This window comes from Pseudomonas sp. BP11-1-1 (assembly GCF_052112105.1).
Classification (GTDB): domain Bacteria; phylum Pseudomonadota; class Gammaproteobacteria; order Pseudomonadales; family Pseudomonadaceae; genus Aquipseudomonas; species Aquipseudomonas alvandae.
Window position 1 is genome coordinate 321,757 of record NZ_JAUTYU010000003.1, and the last position, 21,355, is coordinate 343,111.

18 protein-coding genes are annotated in these 21,355 nt (G+C 63.2%); 9 read left to right on the forward strand and 9 right to left on the reverse strand.

Going from position 1 to position 21,355, the window contains the following annotated elements; genetic code table 11:
• The first annotated feature begins 5 nt into the window (after positions 1–5).
• From Q7C33_RS08200 to mug, 3 genes are all read left to right on the forward strand, one after another.
• Entirely contained in the window at positions 6–491 is a 486-nt protein-coding gene (locus tag Q7C33_RS08200) for an ester cyclase (protein WP_033864606.1), read from the forward strand.
• A 248-nt stretch (positions 492–739) separates the two neighbouring features.
• Positions 740–2,476 (forward strand): OPT family oligopeptide transporter, encoded by a 1,737-nt coding sequence (locus Q7C33_RS08205; RefSeq protein WP_407683165.1) that lies wholly within the window; start codon positions 740–742, stop codon positions 2,474–2,476.
• Positions 2,477–2,705: 229 nt separating this feature from the next.
• Entirely contained in the window at positions 2,706–3,224 is a 519-nt protein-coding gene (mug, locus tag Q7C33_RS08210; protein ID WP_407683166.1) for a G/U mismatch-specific DNA glycosylase, read from the forward strand.
• A gap of 10 nt (positions 3,225–3,234) precedes the next feature.
• On the opposite strand, the gene Q7C33_RS08215 is transcribed toward mug, so the two are convergent.
• The 4 genes from Q7C33_RS08215 to Q7C33_RS08230 all read right to left on the reverse strand — a co-directional run bounded on the left by Q7C33_RS08215 (position 3,235) and on the right by Q7C33_RS08230 (position 7,346).
• Complete coding sequence (locus tag Q7C33_RS08215) at positions 3,235–3,690, reverse strand: type VI secretion system amidase immunity protein Tai4 (RefSeq protein WP_030141630.1); 456 nt, start codon at positions 3,688–3,690, stop codon at positions 3,235–3,237.
• On the reverse strand, positions 3,690–4,190 hold the full coding sequence (locus Q7C33_RS08220) for a type VI secretion system amidase effector protein Tae4 (RefSeq protein ID WP_030141629.1): 501 nt from the start codon (positions 4,188–4,190) through the stop codon (positions 3,690–3,692). Before Q7C33_RS08220 ends, Q7C33_RS08215 begins: the two co-directional genes overlap by 1 nt.
• 143 nt (positions 4,191–4,333) lie before the next feature.
• Complete coding sequence (locus tag Q7C33_RS08225; protein WP_323154952.1) at positions 4,334–6,118, reverse strand: IlvD/Edd family dehydratase; 1,785 nt, start codon at positions 6,116–6,118, stop codon at positions 4,334–4,336.
• 46 nt (positions 6,119–6,164) lie between these two features.
• Positions 6,165–7,346, reverse strand: coding sequence for a fumarylacetoacetate hydrolase family protein (locus tag Q7C33_RS08230; protein ID WP_407683167.1), 1,182 nt, complete (start codon positions 7,344–7,346; stop codon positions 6,165–6,167).
• Positions 7,347–7,460: 114 nt separating this feature from the next.
• Here Q7C33_RS08230 and Q7C33_RS08235 point away from each other — a divergent pair, with 114 nt between their 5' ends.
• From Q7C33_RS08235 to Q7C33_RS08255, 5 genes are all read left to right on the forward strand, one after another.
• On the forward strand, positions 7,461–8,399 hold the full coding sequence (locus Q7C33_RS08235; protein ID WP_030141627.1) for a LysR family transcriptional regulator: 939 nt from the start codon (positions 7,461–7,463) through the stop codon (positions 8,397–8,399).
• A 298-nt stretch (positions 8,400–8,697) separates the two neighbouring features.
• Positions 8,698–10,080: an MFS transporter gene (locus Q7C33_RS08240; RefSeq protein ID WP_407683168.1), complete on the forward strand. Its 1,383-nt coding sequence runs from the start codon at positions 8,698–8,700 to the stop codon at positions 10,078–10,080.
• Complete coding sequence (locus Q7C33_RS08245; RefSeq protein ID WP_407683169.1) at positions 10,077–10,817, forward strand: SDR family oxidoreductase; 741 nt, start codon at positions 10,077–10,079, stop codon at positions 10,815–10,817. The genes Q7C33_RS08240 and Q7C33_RS08245 overlap by 4 nt, the downstream gene beginning before the upstream one ends.
• Before the next feature lie 25 nt (positions 10,818–10,842).
• Positions 10,843–11,691 carry an ureidoglycolate lyase gene (locus Q7C33_RS08250; protein WP_407683170.1) on the forward strand — a complete coding sequence of 283 codons (849 nt, stop codon included), beginning with the start codon at positions 10,843–10,845 and terminating at the stop codon, positions 11,689–11,691.
• A gap of 186 nt (positions 11,692–11,877) precedes the next feature.
• Complete coding sequence (locus Q7C33_RS08255; protein ID WP_030141623.1) at positions 11,878–12,768, forward strand: hypothetical protein; 891 nt, start codon at positions 11,878–11,880, stop codon at positions 12,766–12,768.
• Between the two features lie 806 nt (positions 12,769–13,574).
• Here Q7C33_RS08255 and Q7C33_RS08260 read toward each other — a convergent pair.
• Together Q7C33_RS08260 and Q7C33_RS08265 are read right to left on the reverse strand one after the other, a co-directional pair.
• Positions 13,575–14,870 (reverse strand): MFS transporter, encoded by a 1,296-nt coding sequence (locus tag Q7C33_RS08260; protein WP_407683171.1) that lies wholly within the window; start codon positions 14,868–14,870, stop codon positions 13,575–13,577.
• 11 nt (positions 14,871–14,881) lie between these two features.
• The gene (locus tag Q7C33_RS08265; RefSeq protein WP_407683172.1) at positions 14,882–15,508 is read right to left on the reverse strand and encodes an isochorismatase family cysteine hydrolase; all 627 of its coding nucleotides are present in this window, start codon (positions 15,506–15,508) and stop codon (positions 14,882–14,884) included.
• A gap of 162 nt (positions 15,509–15,670) precedes the next feature.
• Between Q7C33_RS08265 and Q7C33_RS08270 the strand changes: the two genes are divergently transcribed.
• Positions 15,671–16,168 carry a winged helix-turn-helix transcriptional regulator gene (locus Q7C33_RS08270; RefSeq protein ID WP_407683173.1) on the forward strand — a complete coding sequence of 166 codons (498 nt, stop codon included), beginning with the start codon at positions 15,671–15,673 and terminating at the stop codon, positions 16,166–16,168.
• A 12-nt stretch (positions 16,169–16,180) separates the two neighbouring features.
• Here the strand turns inward: Q7C33_RS08270 and Q7C33_RS08275 are convergent, their stop codons facing one another.
• The 3 genes from Q7C33_RS08275 to Q7C33_RS08285 all read right to left on the reverse strand — a co-directional run bounded on the left by Q7C33_RS08275 (position 16,181) and on the right by Q7C33_RS08285 (position 21,305).
• Positions 16,181–19,276 (reverse strand): multidrug efflux RND transporter permease subunit, encoded by a 3,096-nt coding sequence (locus Q7C33_RS08275; RefSeq protein WP_407683174.1) that lies wholly within the window; start codon positions 19,274–19,276, stop codon positions 16,181–16,183.
• Between the two features lie 3 nt (positions 19,277–19,279).
• Positions 19,280–20,449: an efflux RND transporter periplasmic adaptor subunit gene (locus Q7C33_RS08280; RefSeq protein ID WP_323154943.1), complete on the reverse strand. Its 1,170-nt coding sequence runs from the start codon at positions 20,447–20,449 to the stop codon at positions 19,280–19,282.
• Between the two features lie 100 nt (positions 20,450–20,549).
• A complete protein-coding gene (locus tag Q7C33_RS08285; protein WP_407683298.1) occupies positions 20,550–21,305 on the reverse strand; it encodes a methyl-accepting chemotaxis protein in 756 nt (251 codons plus the stop codon).
• Positions 21,306–21,355 lie beyond the last annotated feature (50 nt).

Sequence of the window (21,355 nt, forward strand, 5' to 3'; positions counted from 1 at the left end):
ACGCTATGACCTCTCGAATCCAATCAATGCTGCTTGGCCTGCTCCTGATCCTCGCCAGCCATGGTGTCCTGGCGGCTGGCCAGGAACAGACGCTGGATATCATCCACGGCTACATGAAGGCCTGGAATGCCCACGACGCCCAAGCGGCGGCCCAGTTCTTCGCCCCGGATGTCGAGTTCCTCGACGCCTCGGTGGGCGTGCCTCAGGTGGGGCGTGAAAATGCCAAGAGCCAGGTGGTCGAGGTGTTCATGCGGGCGGTGCCCGACCTGCAATGGAAAATGCTTGGCGACCCGATTCTCAAAGGCGAAGGGATTGCCTTCGAATGGGAGTTCAAGGGCAACAATACCGGGCCATGGAGCACTGAAACCCCGGCCACGGGACGCCCCTTGAGCTTCAAGGGCGTCAGTTTCATACGGCTCAGGGACGGCAAGATCCTCACCCAGCACGACTACTACGACGCCCTTGGTTTCAACAAGCAGCTGGGTTGGTAACGCGATGCCGGGGTTGCCCTCTGGATGAACCTTACGGCAATACAGCGCTCACTTGTTAGGCTCTGTACGAAATGTATCCGCACTCGCCCATACTGCGTTGAAACGAGGCTCGGAATGCTCATGTACTCCAGTACACTCCGCTTCCTCGCCCCGTTTCGCCTTGTCTGGCCTTCGCGCGAACACATTTCGTACAGAGCCTAGGTCGTCACCTCAGGTGACCGTGCTGTTTTTGCCGATAAGGAATTCGCATGGATCAAACCTCGACCCCGCACGTCCACGCTGTAGAGCGTGAATTCAGCCCGCGCGCGGTGATCACCGGGATCGTGCTCGGTATCCTCCTCACGCCCTCCAATGTCTACGCGGGATTGAAGATCGGCTGGTCGTTCAACATGTCGATCATTGCCTTGCTGGTCGGCTACGGTGTCTGGCAAGGCCTGGCCAAGCGCTCGGCTGCCGGGTTGCCCTGGACGCTGCATGAAAGCAACATCAACCAGACCGTGGCGTCCGCCGCGGCGTCGATCATCTCCGGCGGGCTGGTGGCGCCGATCCCGGCGTATACCTTGCTGACCGGCCAGCAACTCGACGCTTTGCCAATGGTCGCCTGGGTGTTTTCAGTGAGTTTCCTGGGCATCTGGATCGCCTGGTACCTGCGGCCCTCGCTGCTCAACGACAAGGCCCTGAGGTTTCCCGAGGGCATGGCGACCCTGGAAACCCTGCTGCATATCTACAACCATGGCCATGAAGCGGCGACGCGCCTCAAGGTGTTGTTGGGTGCGACGCTGCTGTCCGGGCTGGCGAAGTGGGTCGACACGTTCGTTTGGGCTATCCCACGCTGGTCGCCGAGCGCCCAGCTGGAACGGCTCACATTCACCGCCGACCCTTCGCTGTTGCTGGTGGGATTCGGCGGCATCATCGGCATCCGTGTCGGCCTGACCCTATTGCTCGGCGCACTGCTGGCGTGGGGCGGGTTGGCGCCGTGGTTGTTGGAAAATGGCCTGGTGCAAATGCCGCCCGGCAGCAGCGGCCCACAATTCGCGGTGCTGGTGGAATGGTTGCTGTGGCCGGGCGTGAGCCTGATGGTCTGCTCGACCCTGGCTTCCCTGGCGATCCGCCTGTGGACGCTGCACGCGTCCACCAAGGCCAGCGGCGGGACAACCTGGGCGATCCCCAAGGCCGGGCCCGCGATTGGGTTTTTGCTGGCGATCGTTCTGGTGGTCAGCCTGCAAGCGGTGTTGTTTGGCATCAATCCGTGGATGGCGTTGCTGACCATTCCCCTGGCCATCTGCCTGGCGGCGGTGGCGGCCCGGGTGGTGGGCGCCACGGGTATCCCGCCCATCGGCGCCATCGGGCAGTTGTCCCAATTGAGCTTCGGCATCGTCGCGCCGGGGCAGGTGCCGATCAACCTGATGAGCGCCAACACGGCCGGCGGTTCGGCCGGGCAATGCACGGACTTGATGAACGACTTCAAGGTCGGCCGGGCAATCGGCGCGACGCCGCGCAAGCAACTGCTGGCCCAGACGCTGGGGATTTTCATCGGCAGTATCGTCGGCGTGCTGGCCTACCTGGCGTTGATCCCCGACCCGCAAGCCATGCTACTCACCGAAGAATGGCCAGCCCCGGCAGTCGCCACCTGGAAGGCCGTGGCGCAAACGTTGACCCATGGCCTGGACTCGTTGTCGGCGAGCATTCGCTGGGCGATCTTCATCGGTGGTTTCGCCGGTTTGCTGCTGGGCATTCTCGACAGCCTGCTGCCGGCCCATCGCGCCCGCTACCTGCCCAGCACCGCAGCCTTGGGCCTGGCATTTGTGCTGCCGGCCTCGGTCTCGCTGATGATGGCCCTCGGCGCCGTGCTCACCTGGCTGGTGAGCTGCCGCTGGCCGAGCCTCACCGAACGCTTCGCGATTACCGCGGCGGCGGGGTTGATCGCCGGGGAGAGCATCACAGGGGTGGGTGCGTCGTTGTGGGAAATGCTCGGGAACCTCTGAGCACGGCAAGCGCCGCTCATGTCCACCGAAGGCCCGGCAACGTGCAGTCGGGCGCGACGCCTATTCATATGAATTCTGGCAACAGTGTTTGTCCCGGCGCTCCATTTTTAGCCCGTGCCGCAGTTCTTATCATCGTCTCCAGGCCGCCAGCAATCAGGCTGAAGCGGTCCACTCAACTTGACGGCCTTGCGCGCGCCGCGATCAGCCTCATGTGCGGCCGGGCAGCCTGATGCCAGGCCTCGAAGACATCCTCGCGGAAAATCTGGCGGTGGTGTTTTGCGGTATCAACCCTGGCCTGATGGCGGCGGCCCAGGGGCATCATTTTGCCGGTCGAGGCAATCGGTTCTGGCCCACGCTTCACCTCGCCGGGTTCACCCCGCAACGCTTACTGCCGGAGGACGATCGGTCAATCCTGCAATACCGTTGTGGCTTGACCATCGTGGTTCAGCGACCGACGGCGCGGGCGGATCAACTGTCCTTCACTGAGTTCACCTCGGTGGCGGCGAGCTTCGAACAGAAGATCATCCGCCATGCACCCCGCTGCCTGGCGTTCCTCGGTAAGTCTGCCTACGCCGGGTTGGTGCGAAAAAAGGACGTGGCATGGGGGCGCCAGGCGCAAGCGTTCGGCGGCGCCGAGGTCTGGGTCTTGCCCAACCCCAGCGGACGCAACCGGGCGTTCACGCTGGGGCAGTTGGTGGCGGCATATCGGGTGCTGTACCAGGCGATGCAATACCAGACTCCGTCATGATTAGATCGCGTCAGTTGCTTTTCTGCCGTGGCGGATTGTCTTGGCGGTAAGTGTGATCAGGATCGATAACCAGTTGCTTGACCTGATTGTCGAGTTCTTTGCTGTGATAAAGATCGAGGCATTTGAGCAGCTCGAAGCGGACCCCCGGACGTTCCGATTCCACCACAGGATTGCGATAATCACGGGCCAGGAATTGATCGATCAACGGTTTGCCGACCTGGGGCGCTTGCTCAAGGTCGAAATACGTCCAGTCCATCAGCGCACTGGCGCTGCTACCGGCATCCTGGGCCGCGTCAGGTTCACCTTTGTAGGCTGTCGCGATGCAGTCCGCCAGTACCATGTCCTTGTAGTTTTGCGCGTAGGTGCGTCCGCCTGCCTGGGGGGAATCGCTCGGTCCATCCTTGGCCCAATTCACGCCAGGCGCGATTGCCCAGGCCGATAACAGGAGTGCGGTGAAGGCTTTCATCACGGCAAGCTCCAGAAGTTCGCCTGGTCGGTTTTATAGTTCACGCCCGGTTCATTGAAATAGCAGTGGTCATAACACATCCTGCCGTCAAACAACGTGGCGTGGCCCTTGGCGTCCTCCCAACCGGAGATCTCGAACAGGATAAGCCCCTTCTTCCCTGCGAGGGTGCCGCCATCCGCAGCCGGATACTTGACCGTCTCGGCACGTCCCCACTGCTGTTCCAGATATGAAATCAAATCCTTGACGAGGTGGAAATACCAACGCTTGTCGGCACCCGACACGGTTTTTCCCCGTATATGTGGGATAAGTGAGCCGGAGTAATTGAGGATGTAGCTCATGCGAACCGCACAAGTGTTGACCCACCTGGCGGTCGGGTGACTGCTGTTGATGTTCAGGGCCACGTTGCCCCCGATAATTGTCGCAACTTTTTCAGATGGATTGATGGGGTCGTAGATCCGTTGCGAGGCCGCCCACGCGCTGGAAAAGGAGGGTCGAATCATGATTCATCCTTGATTTCAGGCAGCATACGGCTGCGGTTGGTTCTTTGCTGAAACGAAAGATAGCTTCAAATAGCCGGATCATCAAAGGCCGCTGTCCATGACTTCATCTGGTTGCGGAAGGACAGCGTGCCTGTTCACCAAGATCAATGAGAATGCCGCGGCTCCCCGCTGCGAGCGATCACCCTCAGGTGCAACGTGGCCGGCTCCAGGCAGCCCCCGGTGGACAGCTGCCCGACCAGTTGCCGGTACAGCTCCTGCCAAGGCGTTTGCGAAGGCGGGATGTTCGGCGTCCATGCGAGGCGCCGTCGCTCCATTTCGGCCTCGTCCACCAGCAGGTTCACGGTGCGGGTATTCAGGTCGACTCTCAGCCGGTCGTTGGTCTGTAGCAGCGCCAGGCCACCGCCGACGGCGGCTTCCGGGGACATGTTGAGGATCGACGGGCTCGCCGAGGTGCCGCTCTGGCGGCCATCGCCCAGGCAGGGCAGGGAGTCGATGCCGCGCTTGATCAGCGCCGCTGGCGGGGCCATGTTCACCACTTCGGCGCTGCCGGGATAGCCCACGGTGCCGGCGCCACGAATCACCAGGATGCAGCGCTCGTCGATGTCCAGTGCCGGGTCGTCGATGCGCGCGTGGTAGTCCTCCGGCCCTTCGAAGACGATGGCCCGCGCTTCGAAGCTGTTCTCGGCGCCGGGTTCGGACAGGTAGGTCTTGCGGAACGCTTCGCCCACCACCGACATTTTCATGATCGCGCTGTCGAAGAAATTGCCGCTGAGCACGATGAAGCCGGCGCGGTGTTTGAGCGGGGTCTCGAAGGGGTGGATGACATCGGCGTCGCAGGTCAGGCTGCCGGTGACGATCTCACCGATGGTCTTGCCGCTGACGGTGGCGCAGTGTTCGTGCAGGCGTCCGGCCTTTTGCAGTTCATGCATGACCGCCGGGACGCCGCCGGCACGGTGGAAACCTTCGCCCAGGTATTTGCCGGCGGGCATGCAGTTGACCAACAGCGGCACGTCCTCGCCGATTTGTTGCCAGTCGTCCAGGCTCAATTCGACGCCCATGTGCCGGGCGATGGCGATCAGGTGCGGCGGGCAGTTGCTCGATGCGCCCAATGCCGAAGCGACAGCGATGGCGTTCTCGAACGCTTCGCGGGTCATGATCTGCGAGGGGCGCACGTCCTGGCGCACCAGTTCACAGATGCGCTTGCCGGTGGCGTAGGCCATCTGTCCGCGCTCGCGGTAAGGCGCCGGGATGCTTGCGCAACCTGGCAACGACATGCCAAGGGCTTCGGCCAGTGCGTTCATCGACAGGGCGGTGCCCATGGTGTTGCAGTGGCCGACGGAGGGCGAGGCCGCCGTGGTCATTTCCATGAAGCCTTCGTAGTTGATCTCGCCAGCGGCCATCAGGTTGCGTGCGTGCCAGAGCACTGTGCCGGAGCCGATCAGCTCGCCCTTGTGGCGGCCGTCGAGCATCGGCCCGCCGGACAACACGATCGACGGCAGGTCGGTGGTCGCCGCCGCCATCAGGCAGGCGGGGGTGGTCTTGTCGCAACCGGTGGTGAGCACCACGCCGTCCAGCGGATAACCGTGGAGGATTTCCACCAGGCCCAGATAAGCCAGGTTACGGTCCAGCGCCGCCGTGGGCCGGCGAGACTGTTCGGCGATGGGGTGAACCGGGAATTCCATTGGAATGCCACCGGCATCACGGATACCGGCCTTGACCCGTTGCGCCAGTTCCAGGTGATGGCGGTTGCAGGGCGTCAGGTCGCTGCCGGTCTGGGCGATGCCGATGATCGGCCGTCCCGATTGCAGTTCCTCGCGGGTCATCCCATAGTTCATGTAGCGTTCGACATACAGCGCGGTCATGTCCGCGTGGGCCGGGTCGTTGAACCATTGCTCGCTGCGCAGGCGGCGTCTTGGCGTGTCACTCATGATTCATTTCTCTCTTGTAATTGGATGAATCGACGATCGGTCGGGCTCAGCGGTCGAGCAGTCCCCGTGCGGCAAGATTACGCAACAGGGCGCCTACGCCGAAGGTCCACGGTGCGGCGTTGCAGCTGTGGTTCACCTGATTATGCAGGCCGCCCAGCAACGGGCTGCTGATGCTGACCCGGTCACCGAGTTTATGGGTGAAACCGCCGCCGGCATGATCACGGTCCTCGGTGGGGGCGAAAAGGGTACCGAGAAACAGCAGGAAGCCATCCGGGTATTGATGGTTGGCGTTGAGTGTCTGGCTGGCCAAGTCCTGCGGATCGCGGCTGATCTGGCTCATGGAACTGCAGCCGTGCAGGCGGTAGCCGTCTTCGCCGTGTACTTGCAGGTCGACTTCGCAAGCGCGCACGTCGTCCAGGCTGAACTGCTCGTCGAACAGGCGAATGAACGGCCCGATGGCGCACGAGGCGTTGTTGTCCTTGGCCTTGCTCAGCAACAGCGCACTGCGGCCCTCGATGTCCCTCAGGTTGACGTCGTTGCCCAGGGTCGCGCCGTGGATCCGGCCCCGGCTGTCCACCGCCAGCACCACTTCGGGCTCCGGGTTGTTCCATTGCGAGGCCGGATGAATGCCGATCTGGCTGCCGCTGCCCACGGCGGCCAGGACCGGCGCCTTGGTGAAGATTTCCGCGTCCGGGCCGATGCCGACTTCCAGATATTGCGACCACATGCCTTGCTCGATGAGGTACGCCTTGAGGCGCATGGCTTGCTCGGAACCCGGCACGATCGAGCGCAGGTTGTCACCGATCACGCCGTGGACCGTGGCGCGCACGGCTTCGGCCCGGGCCGCGTCGCCGCCGGCCTGTTCCTCGATCACCCGTTCGATCATGCTCGCGGCGAAGGTCACGCCGGCGGCCTTGATCACTTGCAGATCCAGCGGCGGCAACAGGAACGGCTTGGCCGAATCGGCGTGTGGGCCGGTGTTGGCCAACAGGTCTTCGACGCTGGCGAGGAAGGTGCCCGGCGCCTGTCGCGCCGACGCGAGGGGTGAGGGCGTTTCCAGCAGATCGCTCAAGGTCGCGAAATGCTCCGAGAGGTCGAACACGCCGTCACTGCGCAGCACGATCGGCGAAGGCCCGGCGATCCGCCCCGGGACCCAGGCGCGACCGATCAGGGTACCGGCCACGCCATCGACCGGCAGGGTGTTCTCGGGGGTAAGCAATAGCGACATGGACAGGCTTCCTGGTTCGTAAAGCCTTCACGCTAGGGCCCGTTGTCGATGAACTCCAATGAGATATATTCAGTATCTGATAACGCCTGGTTATTGCGCCGTTGAGGAACGTCCATGTCAGATCTGTCCTTTTCCAGCTTTTGCGGCTGGCTCAAATTTCGCCATCTGTTGCTGATCGACACCCTGGGACGCACCTGCAACATGCATCTGGCGGCCGAGCAGATGAACCTCAGCCAGCCGGCCGTGAGCAAGATGCTCAAGGAAATCGAAAACCTGCTCGGCTTCGCCCTGTTCGAGCGTCGCCCGCGCAGCATGCCGCCCACCGCCCTGGGCGAGCACGTGCTGCGCTACGCGCAAATCGCCCTGAATGACGCGCGCTCGTTTGTCGAACAGATCAGCAGCCTGCGCGAGGGCGGCCACGGTTACCTCAAGGTCGGCGGTATTTTCGCCGCGACGGCGGTGGCGCTGCCCGAGGCGATCTTGCAGATCAAGCAGCGCTGGCCCTTGCTGTCCATCGAGGTGGTGGAGCAGACCAGCAATCACCTGATGAAGATGCTTGAAGAAAAGAAGCTCGACCTGGCCGTGGCGCGCTTTACCGATCAGAGCCAGCAGCAGCGCTATGACTTCCAACCCCTGGCCCCCGAACCGTTCTGCATCGTGGTCAATGATCGCCATCCGCTCGCCGATGCCGGGCCGACGTCGTTGCAGCAACTGGTGGATCTGCCGTGGATTTTGTATCCGGTCGGCACGCCGATTCGCGCGCGCATGGAACTGGCCTTCGCCGAAGCCGGGGTGGGCATGCCGCGCAACACCATCGACACGATTTCCATGCAGACCTTCCTCCAGGTGCTGCAACGCGGGCCCATGATCGGCATGTTGCCCAATGCGATGGTCGACCCACTGCTCGAAAGCGGCCAGCTCAAGACCCTCGACACACCGCTGCACCTGGTGCCGCAGGACTACGGCATCCTCACCCGCAAGGACGAGCCGCTGGTGGGCGCGGCGCTGGAGTTTGCCGAGATCCTCAAGGAGAACGCCCGATTGGATAGCTGAATATCCTGTGGCGAGGGGATTTATCCCCGCTGGGCTGCGAAGCAGTCCTAAACCCAGCCTCTGCGTTCCGTCAGGTTGATTGCGGTGAGTTTCTTAGGGCTGCTGCGCAGCCCAGCGGGGATAAATCCCCTCGCCACAGGTCTCGTTCGGATTTTCAGAACTGTGATAACACCCCGTTATCAACTAATCCAAAAATGCCATTGGGAAAGAATCGCTTCCCGACAGTAGAGTCCTCGTTCAATCGCCGGATGACTCGCTCATTCGACGTGACCCAATAAAAACAATCAGGGGTTACCTCATGCAAACCATCTCCGAGCATTTGCCCGCCCAGGCGCAAGCCGGCGAACTCGATTTCGAGGACCGGACCTACCGCAAGGTGATCTGGCGAATCCTGCCGGTCCTGCTGTTGTGCTACATGGCGGCCTACCTCGACCGGGTGAACATCGGTTTTGCCAAGCTCGACATGCTCAACGAGCTGCAATTCAGCAACACCGTGTACGCGCTGGGCGCCAGTATGTTTTTCTGGGGCTATTTCCTGTTCGAAGTGCCCAGCAACCTGTTGCTGCATCGCTTTGGCGCGCGGTTCTGGATCGCCCGGATCATGCTCAGTTGGGCGGTGATTTCCATGGCGGTGGCCTACACCGTGCCGCTGGCAGCGTTCTTCCACATCGAATCGAGCACGATGTTCTACGTGCTGCGTTTCCTGCTGGGGATCTGCGAAGCGGGCTTTTTTCCTGGCGTGATCCTCTACCTCAACTACTGGTTCCCGACCCATCGGCAGAGCCGGGTGATGTCCGGGTTCCTGCTGGCATTGCCGGTCAGCCTGACGCTCGGCGGCATATTGTCCGGCTGGCTGATGAACAGCATGCAGGGTGTGCACGGCCTGTCCGGCTGGCAGTGGATGTTGCTGATCGAGGGGGTTCCTTCGATCATCATGGCGGTCGTGGTGGTTGTCTGCCTGGCGGACAACATCGACAAGGCCAAGTGGCTTTCGGCGGCGGAAAAAGCCATGCTCAAGGCCAATCTTCAAACCGACAACCACGGCAAGGCCACACGCTTGAGCGAGGTGTTCTTCAACCCTCGGGTGTGGTTGCTGGTGCTGATCCTGCTGACGTTCAACACCGGCTTCTACGGCCTGGCGTTCTGGATGCCGTCGATCATCAAGAGCACCGGCATCACCAACAGCCTGCACATCGGTTTGCTCACCGCCATTCCCTACTCGGTGGCGGTGGTGGCGATGCTGCTCAACGCCCGGCATTCCAATCGCACCGGCGAGCGCCGACTGCACGCGGCGATTCCCGCCTTCATCGGTGGCGCGGGGCTGATCCTCAGTGCTTACTTCGCCGATAACCTGGTGATGTCAGTGCTGTTCCTCAGCGTCTCCGCCTCGGGGATCCTCAGCCTGATGCCGATCTTCTGGACCTTGCCCGGCACGGTGCTGTCGGGCGTCGCGGCCGCTGCCGGGATCGGCATGATCAACGCCATCGGCAACCTGTCGGGCTTCACCGGATCGATGATCACCGCCGTGGCCGAGACGCTCACGGGCAATATCAACAACGGTACCTATGTCCTGGCGCTGTGCCTGTTGGTCAGTGGCGGGTTGATCCTGGCCATCCCGGCCTCGATGCTCGGCCGGACACCGAAAAGCGCGGCCTCGGCGGCGCAATTGGAGACAGCATGAGCCTGCAGAACAAACGGGTGCTGGTGACGGCGGCCGGACAGGGCATCGGCCTGGCCAGCGCGGTTGCCTTCGCCCAGGCCGGCGCCGAGGTGTTCGCCAGTGACATTGATATTCGCGCGCTGGCGGGTATCGATGGGGTCAAGCCGATGATCCTGGATGTCACTTCGGCCAGCGCTATCGACGCGGCCCGCGACCGCCTCGGCGGGCTGGACGTGCTGTTCAACTGCGCAGGCGTCGTGCACAGCGGCACCATCCTCGACTGTGACGAAGCGGCCTGGGCGCGCTCGATGGATCTGAACGTCACGGCCATGTACCGGATGATCCGCGCCTTCCTGCCGGGCATGCTGGCCCGTGGCGGCGGCTCGATCATCAACATGTCGTCGGTGGCGTCCAGCGTCAAAGGCGTGCCCAATCGTTTCGCCTATGCTGCCAGCAAGGCCGCGGTGGTGGGGCTGACCAAATCCGTCGCCATCGACTTCGTCAGCCAGGGCATCCGTTGCAACGCGATCTGTCCTGGCACCGTGGATTCTCCATCGCTGCGCCAGCGCATTGCCGACCAGGCCGCGCAGCAGGGTGTCGAGGAGCAACAGGTCTACCGGCAGTTTCTCGACCGCCAGCCCATGGGACGAATTGGCAATACCGAAGAAATCGCGCAACTGGCGCTCTACCTGGGCAGTGACGCATCCGGCTATACCACGGGCGCCGTGCACGTGATCGATGGCGGCATGAGCCTTTGAGTTTTCACTTGAACAGGAGCACTTCATGAAACTGTTGCGTTACGGCGAAAAAGGTTTGGAAAACCCCGGGCTGCTGGATGACGACAATCAGATCCGCGACCTGTCGGGCCATGTGCCGGACATCGCCGGAAATGTCATTGGGCCGGAAGGCCTGGCAAAACTCGCCGCCATCGACCCGCGCAGCCTGCCGGTCGTGGCCGGCCAGCCGCGGATCGGTCCGTGCGTCGGGCAGGTCGGCAAGTTCATCTGCATCGGCCTGAACTACGCCGACCATGCCGCCGAGTCGAACATGGAGGTGCCGAAGGAACCGATCATTTTCAATAAATGGACCAGTGCCATCTGCGGGCCGAATGACGATATCCAGATTCCCCGCGGCTCGCTCAAGACCGATTGGGAAGTCGAGCTGGGCGTGGTCATCGGCAAGGGCGGGCGCTACATCGACGAAGCGAACGCCCTGGAACATGTCGCCGGTTATTGCGTGATCAACGATGTGTCGGAGCGCGAGTGGCAGCTCGAACGCGGCGGCACGTGGGACAAAGGCAAGGGCTTCGACACCTTCGGCCCCCTTGGACCCTGGCTGGTGACCAAGGATGAAATCCCCGACCCGCATGCGCTGGACCTGTGGCTGGAAGTCGACGGGCATCGCTATCAGGACGGCAACACCCGGACGCTGATCTTCAGCGTGCCGCAACTGATCGCCTACCTGAGCCGGTGCATGAGCCTGCAACCGGGCGACGTCATTTCCACCGGCACGCCACCGGGCGTTGGGCTGGGCATCAAGCCCAACCCGGTGTTCCTGCGCCCGGGGCAGACCATGCGCCTTGGTATCGAGGGCTTGGGCGAGCAGCGTCAGGTGACCGTGCAGGCGGATTGATCGCTGGTTTCGCTGCCGCTATCGCGAGCAAGCTCGCTCCCACAGGAGATCTCTAGGGTGCAGATAACCGTGTGGGAGCGAGCTTGCTCGCGATGGCGGTAGTTCTGTTGCCGAAGATATAGGCACTGTCCTCGCCACGAAAAATCCTCGAAGATGCGCGCCTGATTCGAGAGAACGATTCGACCCATGAGCGACGACTCCCACGCACGGTTTTCCCGTTTTCAAACCCCGGATCCCAGCATTCCTCCACGCGAGCAATCACCGATGCTCCCGCAGGAGCTGGCCTGGGCGCGCGAGCGTGCGTTCATGCACCGTTTCAGTTGGTTCGTGGTGCTGTTGCCGCCGTTGAGCATGGGCCTCGTGCTGCCAGGCTTGGCGTACTTGACGATCCTGGGCCTGACCCAGAAGTTATTCGCCCCGGAGCTGGATGTCGACCGGATCGTCGGTGATTCCCTGGGCTGGCTGGCGCTGGCGACCGTGCTTTTCGTTGCCGCTTGGGCAGTGTCCAATTACCTGCGCGACTCACGGGACCCGACCAAGCGCTACTGGCAATCGTTGCCGGACCAAGGATTGGTCGAGCTTGAGCGTCATACATTGGTCTCGGGCATCAGCCTTTGGGCCAACGACTTTGACCCGGACTGCAACAGCCTCACCCTGTGGAAGAACGACAAGCTGGTGAGCGTGCAAAGCTCCGGCGTGTCGCAGTGGATCCTCGCCATGACCGCGGCCGGCCACTGGCTGGTGCTCAAGGACGAGTTCCCCGGTGACTTCTGCTATGGGCGAGAAGGGCGGATGCCCGAGAAGGGCAAGCAGCTGCAACCCCGCCAGCACTTGGCGATTGCCTTCGCACCCGGAACCCAGCTGATGCTGGGCCAGCGCTTTGAGGGTGCGCCTGTGCCCTTGGTGGAAACGCCCTACTGGATGTCCGCCGATGAGATCAAGCGCCTCACTGAAGCCGCCCATCACTGGATTTTCTTCCCGCCGGACCGTTACGCCGTGGTCAATACCGAGGACGCCCGCTGGGTGCAACGATTGGTGGACAGGGCACAAGCCAGTGTCGGGCCTCAGCATGAGTGACGAACTCTACAAGCAAATGATCCGCTTCGAGACGCCTGATCCAGCCATCGGCCCTCGCGAGCAATCACCAATGCTCCCAGAGGAGGCGGCCAGGGCGCGCGAGCGTGCGTCCATGCACCGCTTCAGCTGGGTCATGGTGCTGGCGGCACCGGTAAGCGTTGGCCTGATGCTGCCAAGCCTGGCGTTCGTGATTGGCCTGGGCCTCGTCGAGAAATGGTTCGTCCCCGGCCTGGATGTCGACCGGGTCATCGATGGATCCTGGGGCTGGCAGGTGCTGGCGACGGTGCTTTTCATCGCCGGTTGGGCCTCGTCCAATTACCGGCGCGATTCACGCGACCCGACCAAGCGCTACTGGCACTCGATGCCGGATGAAGGGGTGGTCGAGCTTGAGCGTCATACGCTGGTCGCGGGCATCAGCCTGTGGTCCTGCGATGATAATCCCGAGGCCCTCAGCCTCACGCTCTGGCAAGACGACAAGCTGGTGCGCGTGCAAAGCTGCGGCGTGTCGCAATGGATCCTGGCCATGACCTCGGCCGGGCACTGGCTGGTGCTCACGGAGGAAATTCCCGGCGTCTTCCGCCATGGACAGGCCAGGCGAATGCCTGCGTCCGACCTGCGGATGAAGCCCCAGCAGCAATTGGCGATTGCCTTTGCCCCTGGGACCCAGTTGATGCTGGGCCAGCGCTTTGACGGTGCGCCTTTGCCGCTGACGGAATCCTCGTACTGGCTGTCCGCCGATGAGTTCAGCCGCCTCGCCGAAGCATCCCATCGCTGGGGCTTTTTCCCGCCGGACCGTTACGCCGTGGTCAACGACCGGGACGCCGGTTGGGTGCAGCGACTGGTGGACAAGGCGCTGGTGGACAAGGCGCGCGGCAACACTGGTCCACAGCCCCAGCGAACGGCTGTCGCGGCTGAGCGTCCGCCAACGTGACGCGGGTATCTCGGGGCGCGAGGGCGCTGGTGACGGTTGCCGCCAGGGCGAGCAACGCACCGACGGTGGCGAGCCCGATCCAGCCGCTCCGATGGACCCCGTAGTTACCCAAGGCCGCGCCGAGTGCACCGCCCAGGAAATACGAACCCATGAACACCGTGTTCAATCGGCTGCGGGCCTCGGCGCGCAGGGTCTGGACGCGTGCCTGATTGGCCACCAGCCCGACCCGGTTGCCGAAGTCCAACAGCACCATGCCGACAATCAGCCAGCCCAGGTGCTGTCCGCCGGCCCCGATGAAGACGAAACCGACGACCAGCACTGTCGCACCCGCGACGGTCAGCGTCCGGGCGCCCAGGCGATCGACTAACGTGCCGATGCGGGGCGATGCGACGATGCCCAACACTGTCACCAGGCCGAACAGGCCAATGGTGGTCGAGCCGAACGTGTACGGCGGCTGGGTCAGCAGCGCGGCCAGCGTGGCCCATAAGGCACTGAAGGCGGCGAAAATCAGGAAGCCGCTCGCGGCGCAGAAGCGCAGTACCGGCTCCTCGCGCAACAGGCTGCCGAGGGAACGCATCAGCGCGCCATAGCGCATGGGAGAAAGGCTCGTCAGAGCGGGTAGATTTCCAGCAACGATCAACAACAGCACTCCATCGATGAGCGAGGCCACCCAGAACACCGATCGCCAACCGCAGTGCTCGCCGAGCAGGCCACCGAAGGTCCGCGCCAACAGCAATCCGGCGGACAATCCGCTCAGCAACGCCCCTACCACCCGGCCGCGTTCCGCGGGCGCGGCCAGACCCGACAGGGCGGGGATGATCAGCTGTGCGGTAATCGCCGTGACCCCAACCAGGAAACTGCCGACGCACAGCAGCGCGAAACTCGGCGCCGCGGCGCAGGCGAGCAGCGCGACGGCGTTTGCCCCGATGGCCCGCAATGCCAAGCGGCGGGGTTGTCGGCAATCGGCGAGGGGCACGATGAGCAGCAGGCCCGTCCCATACCCGAGTTGCGTCAGCGTGGCGATCAGCCCGGCTTGGGTCGAGGTCAGGCCGAACGACGCGGCCATCATCGGCAGCAACGGTTGATGGTAGTAAAGGGTCGACACGGCCAGGGCGCAACACACGGCCATCACGCCGACCAGGCGCGCGGGGATCACGTTCGACGCGGGCATGGCGCGGTCCTTCAGTGCGGTTGCAAGGTCGAAATGAGCGTGCCTGTATCGACGATGCTGTGGGCGAATGTCGGACCGTTCAACTCGTGCGCCGCGTGCATCATTTCCGGGTTGAACGCGGCGGTTGCGTCGCGCACCAGCGTCACGTGGTAACCGAGCTCCATGGCGAAACGTGCGGTGGACTCGATGCAGGTGTTCGCCAGCAAACCCATCACAATCACATGGGTGATGCCTTGTTGCTTGAGCTGGAAATCGAGGTCGGTATTGGCAAAACCGCTCTGGCCCCAATGCTCCTGGACGATGATGTCGCCGTCCTGTGGCACGAAGTCCGGGTGCCATTCGCCGCCCCAGGTGCCTTTTGCGAACGTATGGCGTTGCTGGATCAGGCGTTGGGTCGGATTGGGGTGGTTCCAGTTGTCGTAGTCGCCGGGTTGCCAGCGGCGATGGGGCACGTAGAACACCTGGATGCCTTGTTGCCGAGCGGTCGCCACAGCGGCGCGCAGGTTGTCGAGGAGGTGAACGTCCTGGGCAACCTTTTCCAGCAAGGGAAAGAGCTTGCCGCCCTCGGACAGGAAGTCGTTATAGGGGTCGACCAGCAGCAGGCCGGTTCGGGACGGGGAGTACACAGGCTGGGTCATGTCTTCGATGCTCCGGTTGGGAAAGGCACGCTCAATACTAACTATGAAAATCATATAGTCAATGATCTAGCGGTGTACATCGCATTTTTTACAGCCGAATCGTATCCGCAATCGCCGTGTTACTATGAAAAAAATAGTGGCTTTGCGGATTCTGGAAAAGTGATGAACAAGCACGACGAGACAAACGAGACGGTGTGCCCGGTGGCGCGTTCGGTGGGTGTGGTCGGTGATAAGTGGACGATCCTGGTGTTGCGTGAGTTGTACATGGGCACGACACGCTTCGAGGAGATCCAGATCCAGACCGGCGCCACGCCACAGATGCTCACCTCGCGCCTCAAGGCACTGGAAGCCGACGGCCTTGTGGAGCGTCGCCCCTACAACGAAAAACCCCTGCGCTACGAGTACCAGCTGACCGCCAAGGGATGGGATTTCTATCCGGTGATCTACGCGTTGCGCGCCTGGGGTGAGAAATGGTGCAAGGGCGAGGATGAAGGGTTGGCGATGCACTTTGTGCATCGCGCTTGTGGTCACGACGTGGGGGTGGCGAGTGTTTGCCCCAGTTGCGGTGTGCCGGTTGAACGCAAGGACTTGCAACCGTCGATCAGTGAACGCTTCCTCGCCGAGCGCACGGCCCGTCGGGAAGCGTTCAAGGGCAGGTAGCGCCGCCAACCCTCAATCGGATTTGCGACGCGTGACGCGCTTCATCACCACCACGAAGAACACCGGGACAAACACCACCGCCAGGGTGGCGCTGATCATCCCGCCGATCACGCCGGTGCCAATGGCTTGCTGGCTCGCCGAGCTGGCCCCCGTGGCGATCGCCAGCGGGACCACGCCGAGGATGAACGCCAACGAGGTCATGATGATCGGCCGCAAGCGCAGGCGCGAGGCCTGGAGCGTGGCGTCGACCAGGTCGTGGCCTTCGTCGTACAGGCTCTTGGCGAACTCGATGATCAGGATCGCGTTTTTTGCCGACAGGCCGATGATGGTGATCAGGCCGATCTTGAAGAACACGTCGTTGGGCATGCCGCGCAACGACACCGCCAGTACCGCGCCGAGCACGCCCAGCGGGACCACCAGCAACACCGAGGTCGGGATCGACCAACTCTCGTACAGCGCCGCCAGGCACAGGAACACCACCAGCAGCGACAGGCCCAGCAGGATGGGCGCCTGGCTGCCGGACAAGCGTTCCTGCAACGACAGGCCGGTCCATTCCTGGCCCATGCCTTTTGGTCCCTGGGCGACCAACCGTTCGATTTCGGCCATGGCTTGCCCGGTGCTGTAGCCCGGTGCCGGCTCGCCGGAAATGCTCACCGCCGGGTAACCGTTGTAGCGGGTCAGTTGCGCCGGCCCCTGGGTCCAGCGGGCCTGGACGAACGCCGACAGCGGCACCATTTGTCCATTGCTGTTGCGCACGTGGATCTTCAGCAGATCCTCCACCTGGCTGCGCTGGTCGCCTTCGGCCTGGACCACCACGCGCTGCATGCGCCCCTGGTTCGGGAAGTCGTTGATGTAGGCCGAGCCCACCGCCGTGGACAGCACGCCGCCGACATCGGCAAAGGAAATCCCCAAGGCATTCGCCTGCTTGCGATCGACCTCCAGTTGCACCTGCGGCGCTTCCGCCAGGGCACTTTCGCGCACGTTCATCAGCACCGGGCTTTTTTCGGCGGCGGCGAGCAGTTCGCTACGGGCCTGCATCAGCGTGGCATGGCCGAGGCCGCCGCGGTCCTGCAAGCGAAACTCGAAACCGCTGGAAGTACCGAGGCCGTCCACCGGCGGCGGCAGCACCGAGAACACCATGGCGTCCTTGATCGCGCCGAAGGCCTGGTTGGCGCGATCGGCGATGGACGCCGCCGAATCATCGCCGCCGCGCTGCGACCAATCCTTCAGCGTGGTAAACGCCAGGGCCGCGTTCTGCCCGCTGCCGGAGAAGCTGAAGCCGAGGATCACCGTGCTGTCGCCAACGCCAGGCTCGCCGGCATTGTGCGCCTCGATCTGTTCGACGACCTGTACCGTGCGGTTCTTGCTCGCGCCCGGCGGCAACTGGATGTCGGTGATGGTGTAGCCCTGGTCTTCCACCGGCAGGAACGAGGAGGGCAGGCGACTGAACAGCAGGCCCATGCCCACCAGCAGCACGCCGTAGATCAACAGATAACGGCCGCTGCGTCTCACTGCGTAGGCCACCCAACCGTGGTAGCGGTCGCCGAATCGATCGAAGCCGCGGTTGAACGCACCGAAGAACCCGCGTTTGGCGTGGTGATCGCCTGGCGCGATCGGCTTGAGCAGGGTCGCGCACAGGGCTGGGGTCAAGGTCAGGGCGAGAAACGCCGAAAACAGGATCGACGTCGCCATCGATAGCGAGAACTGCTGGTAGATCACCCCCACAGAACCCTGCATGAACGCCATCGGAATGAACACCGCCACCAGCACCAGGGTGATGCCGATGATCGCCCCGGTGATCTGGCCCATGGCCTTGCGCGTCGCGTCCTTGGGAGAGAGGCTTTCCTGGGCCATGATCCGCTCGACGTTCTCCACCACCACGATGGCATCGTCCACCAGGATGCCGATGGCCAGCACCATGCCGAACATGGTCAATACGTTGATCGAGAAACCCAGGGCGAGCATCGTCGCGAAGGTGCCCATCAGCGCCACCGGCACTACCAGCGTCGGGATCAGCGTGTAGCGGATGTTCTGCAGGAACAGGTACATCACCGCGAACACCAGCAACATCGCCTCGCCGAGGGTATAGACCACCTTGGTGATCGAGACTTTGACGAACGGCGACGTGTCGTAGGGAATCTTGTATTCCACGCCGGCCGGGAAGTAGCGCGCCAGCTCATCCATCTTCGCCCGTACGAGGGTGGCGGTGTTCAACGCGTTGGCGCCCGGCGACAACTGCACCGCCACGGCAGTCGACGGCTTGCCGTTCAGGCGCGTGGAGAACTGGTATTCCTGGCTGCCGATTTCCACCCGCGCGACATCGGCGATGCGCACCGTCGAACCGTCGGGGTTGGCCTTGAGCACAATGTCGGCGAATTCCTGCGACGTCGAGAGCTGGCCCTTGACGACGATGGTCGCGGTGATTTCCTGGGTGCTGCGGCTCGGCAGGTCGCCGAGGCTGCCGGCCGAGACCTGGGCGTTCTGCGCGACGATGGCGGCATTGACGTCCGCCGGGGTCAGGTTGAAACCCACCAGCTTGCGCGGATCGATCCAGATCCGCATGGCCCGCTCGGCGCCGTACAACTGGGCCTTGCCGACGCCGTCCAGGCGCTTGATCTCGTTCATCACGTTGCGCGCCAGATAATCGCTGAGCGCCACGTCATCGAGCTTGCCGTCGCTGGAGGTGAGGGTGATCAGCAACAGGAAACCGGCGGAAACCTTGTCCACCTGCAAGCCCTGCTGGGTTACCGCTTGCGGCAGGCGCGACTCCACCGCCTTGAGGCGGTTCTGCACGTCGACCTGGGCCAGTTCGGGGTTGGTCCCGGGTTGGAAGGTCGCGGTGATTGTGGCGCTGCCGAGGCTGCTCTGGGATTCGAAATACAGCAGGTTGTCGGCGCCGTTGAGTTCTTCCTCGATCAGGCTGACCACGCTCTCGTCGATGGTCTGCGCCGACGCGCCCGGGTACACCGCGTAGATCTCGATTTGCGGCGGCGCCACGACCGGGTATTGCGCCACCGGCAGTTGTGGAATGGCCAGGATCCCGGCCAGGAGGATGAACAGCGCGACGACCCAGGCAAACACCGGGCGGTCGATGAAGAATTGCGGCATGGCTTAGTGTCCTGCCTGTGGCCCGGAAGCCTGGGCGAGAGGAAGAGGGGAATCATCGATCCGGACTTTTTCACCGGGGCGTGCGTGCTGGACACCTTCGACGACGATGCGATCGCCCGGCTTCAAGCCTTCGGTGACGATCCAGCGATCATTCTGAGCGGCGCCCAATTGCACCGGTTGCTGGCTGACCTTCTGCTCGGCGTCCAGCAGCAAAACCTGGGCGATGCCGGCGCTGTCGCGCAGGATCGCCCGTTGCGGCACGGTGATGCCTTGGCTGTTCACTGCCTGCTCCAGGCGCACCCGGATGAAACTGCCCGGCAGCAAGTCCAGGTCCGGGTTGGGGAACTCGCTGCGCAGGGTGATCTGGCCAGTGCCAGGGTCGACGCTGAGGTCGGTGAAGAGCAACTTGCCGGGCAGCGGATAGGGGCTGCCGTCGTCCTGGATCAGGGTGGCCTTGGCCTGGCCCCGGCCGACCGCTTGCAACTGGCCGGCGCGAAAGGCGCGGCGCAGGTCATTGAGTTCACGGGTCGATTGGGTAAGGTCGGCGTGGATCGGGTCCAGTTGCTGGATGAGTGCCAATGGCGTGGTTTCGTTCTGCCCCACCAGTGCGCCTTCGGTCACCAGGGCGCGCCCGATGCGCCCGGAAATCGGCGCGGTCACCGTGGCGTAGCCGAGGTTCAGCTTGGCCCGTTCCACGGCGGCCTTGTTGGCGGCGACATCGGCTGCGGTCTGGCGCACGTTGGCCCGGGCATTGTCGTAGTCCTGGCCGCTGATGGCCTGGTCATCGATCAGTTGGGCATAGCGCTGCGCCTGCAACCGGGCCTGGAACGCATTGGCCTCGGCCTTGCGCAACGCCGCCTCGGCACTGTCCAGGTCGGCCTTGAACGGCGCCGGATCGATGCGAAACAGTACTTGCCCCTGCTTGACGTCGCTGCCTTCGCGGTAGACCCGCTGCAAGACCACGCCGGCGACCCGGGCGCGGACTTCGGCCACTCGCGGTGCGGCGATCCGGCCGCTCAGCTCGTTGCTGATGGACAGCGATCGAGCCTGGACGGTCTCGATACGCACGCTGGCCGGCGGTGCGGATTCTTCCGAGGTCGAGGTGTCATCACAGCCGCTGAGCAACAGCGCACCGATCAACAGGCCCAGCGTGACGGCAGGTTTCTTGGACATGGTGCTTCCCCACTATTGAACCGCCCATGGTAGGGAACCGGGCCGATGACAGGAGTTAAGCTTTGTAGCGGCTCTGTGAAATTGTGTAACGCCCCTGGAATCAAATCTGAAAATGCCCCACCAACGCCTGCTGGTGGTTGGCCATGGCGTGCAGCGTGTGACTCGCCTGGGAAGCTTCCTGCATCCGGCCGGCCAGGGTTTCGCTGATGCCACGAATGCCGCTGACGCGGTGGCTGATGTCTTCCACCACTGAGCTTTGCTCCAGGGCCGCGCTGGCGATCTGTTGGTTCATCTGTTCGATCACTTCCACGGCCTGGGTGATGTGCTGCAGCGCGCCATGGGTGTGTTCGACGTGAACGACGCTGCCCCTGGCCAGTTCCCGGCTCGACTGGGTGCTGAGTACCACGTCCTGGCTCAGCTGCTGCAAGGCTTCGATCACCGTGCGGATCTGCTCGACGGAATTCTGGGTGTTGCTCGCCAAATGCCGGACTTCATCGGCCACCACCGCGAAGCCACGTCCCTGTTCGCCGGCCCGGGCTGCTTCGATGGCGGCGTTCAGGGCCAGGAGGTTGGTCTGCTGGGCAATGGCGCAAATCACGTCCAGCACCTGGCTGATCTGTTGGCTGTTGTCCGCCAGTGCCTTGACCTGCCCAAGCGTTGCCTCCAGGCGCCGGTCGAGGGCGTCGATGCTGCTGACGGCGTTGGCGAACATTTCCTGTCCCGATCGGCTGGCATTTTCCGCCACCGTTGCGGCATCGGCAGCCTGGTGGGAGTGGCGCGCCACTTCCTGGGCGCTGGCGCTCATCTCGTGCAAGGCGGTCGCCGCCAATTCGACTTCCCGGTACTGCTGTTGCATGCCTGCGCTGACTTCTCCGGCGACCCGCGCAGACGTGTCGGCGGTGTCCC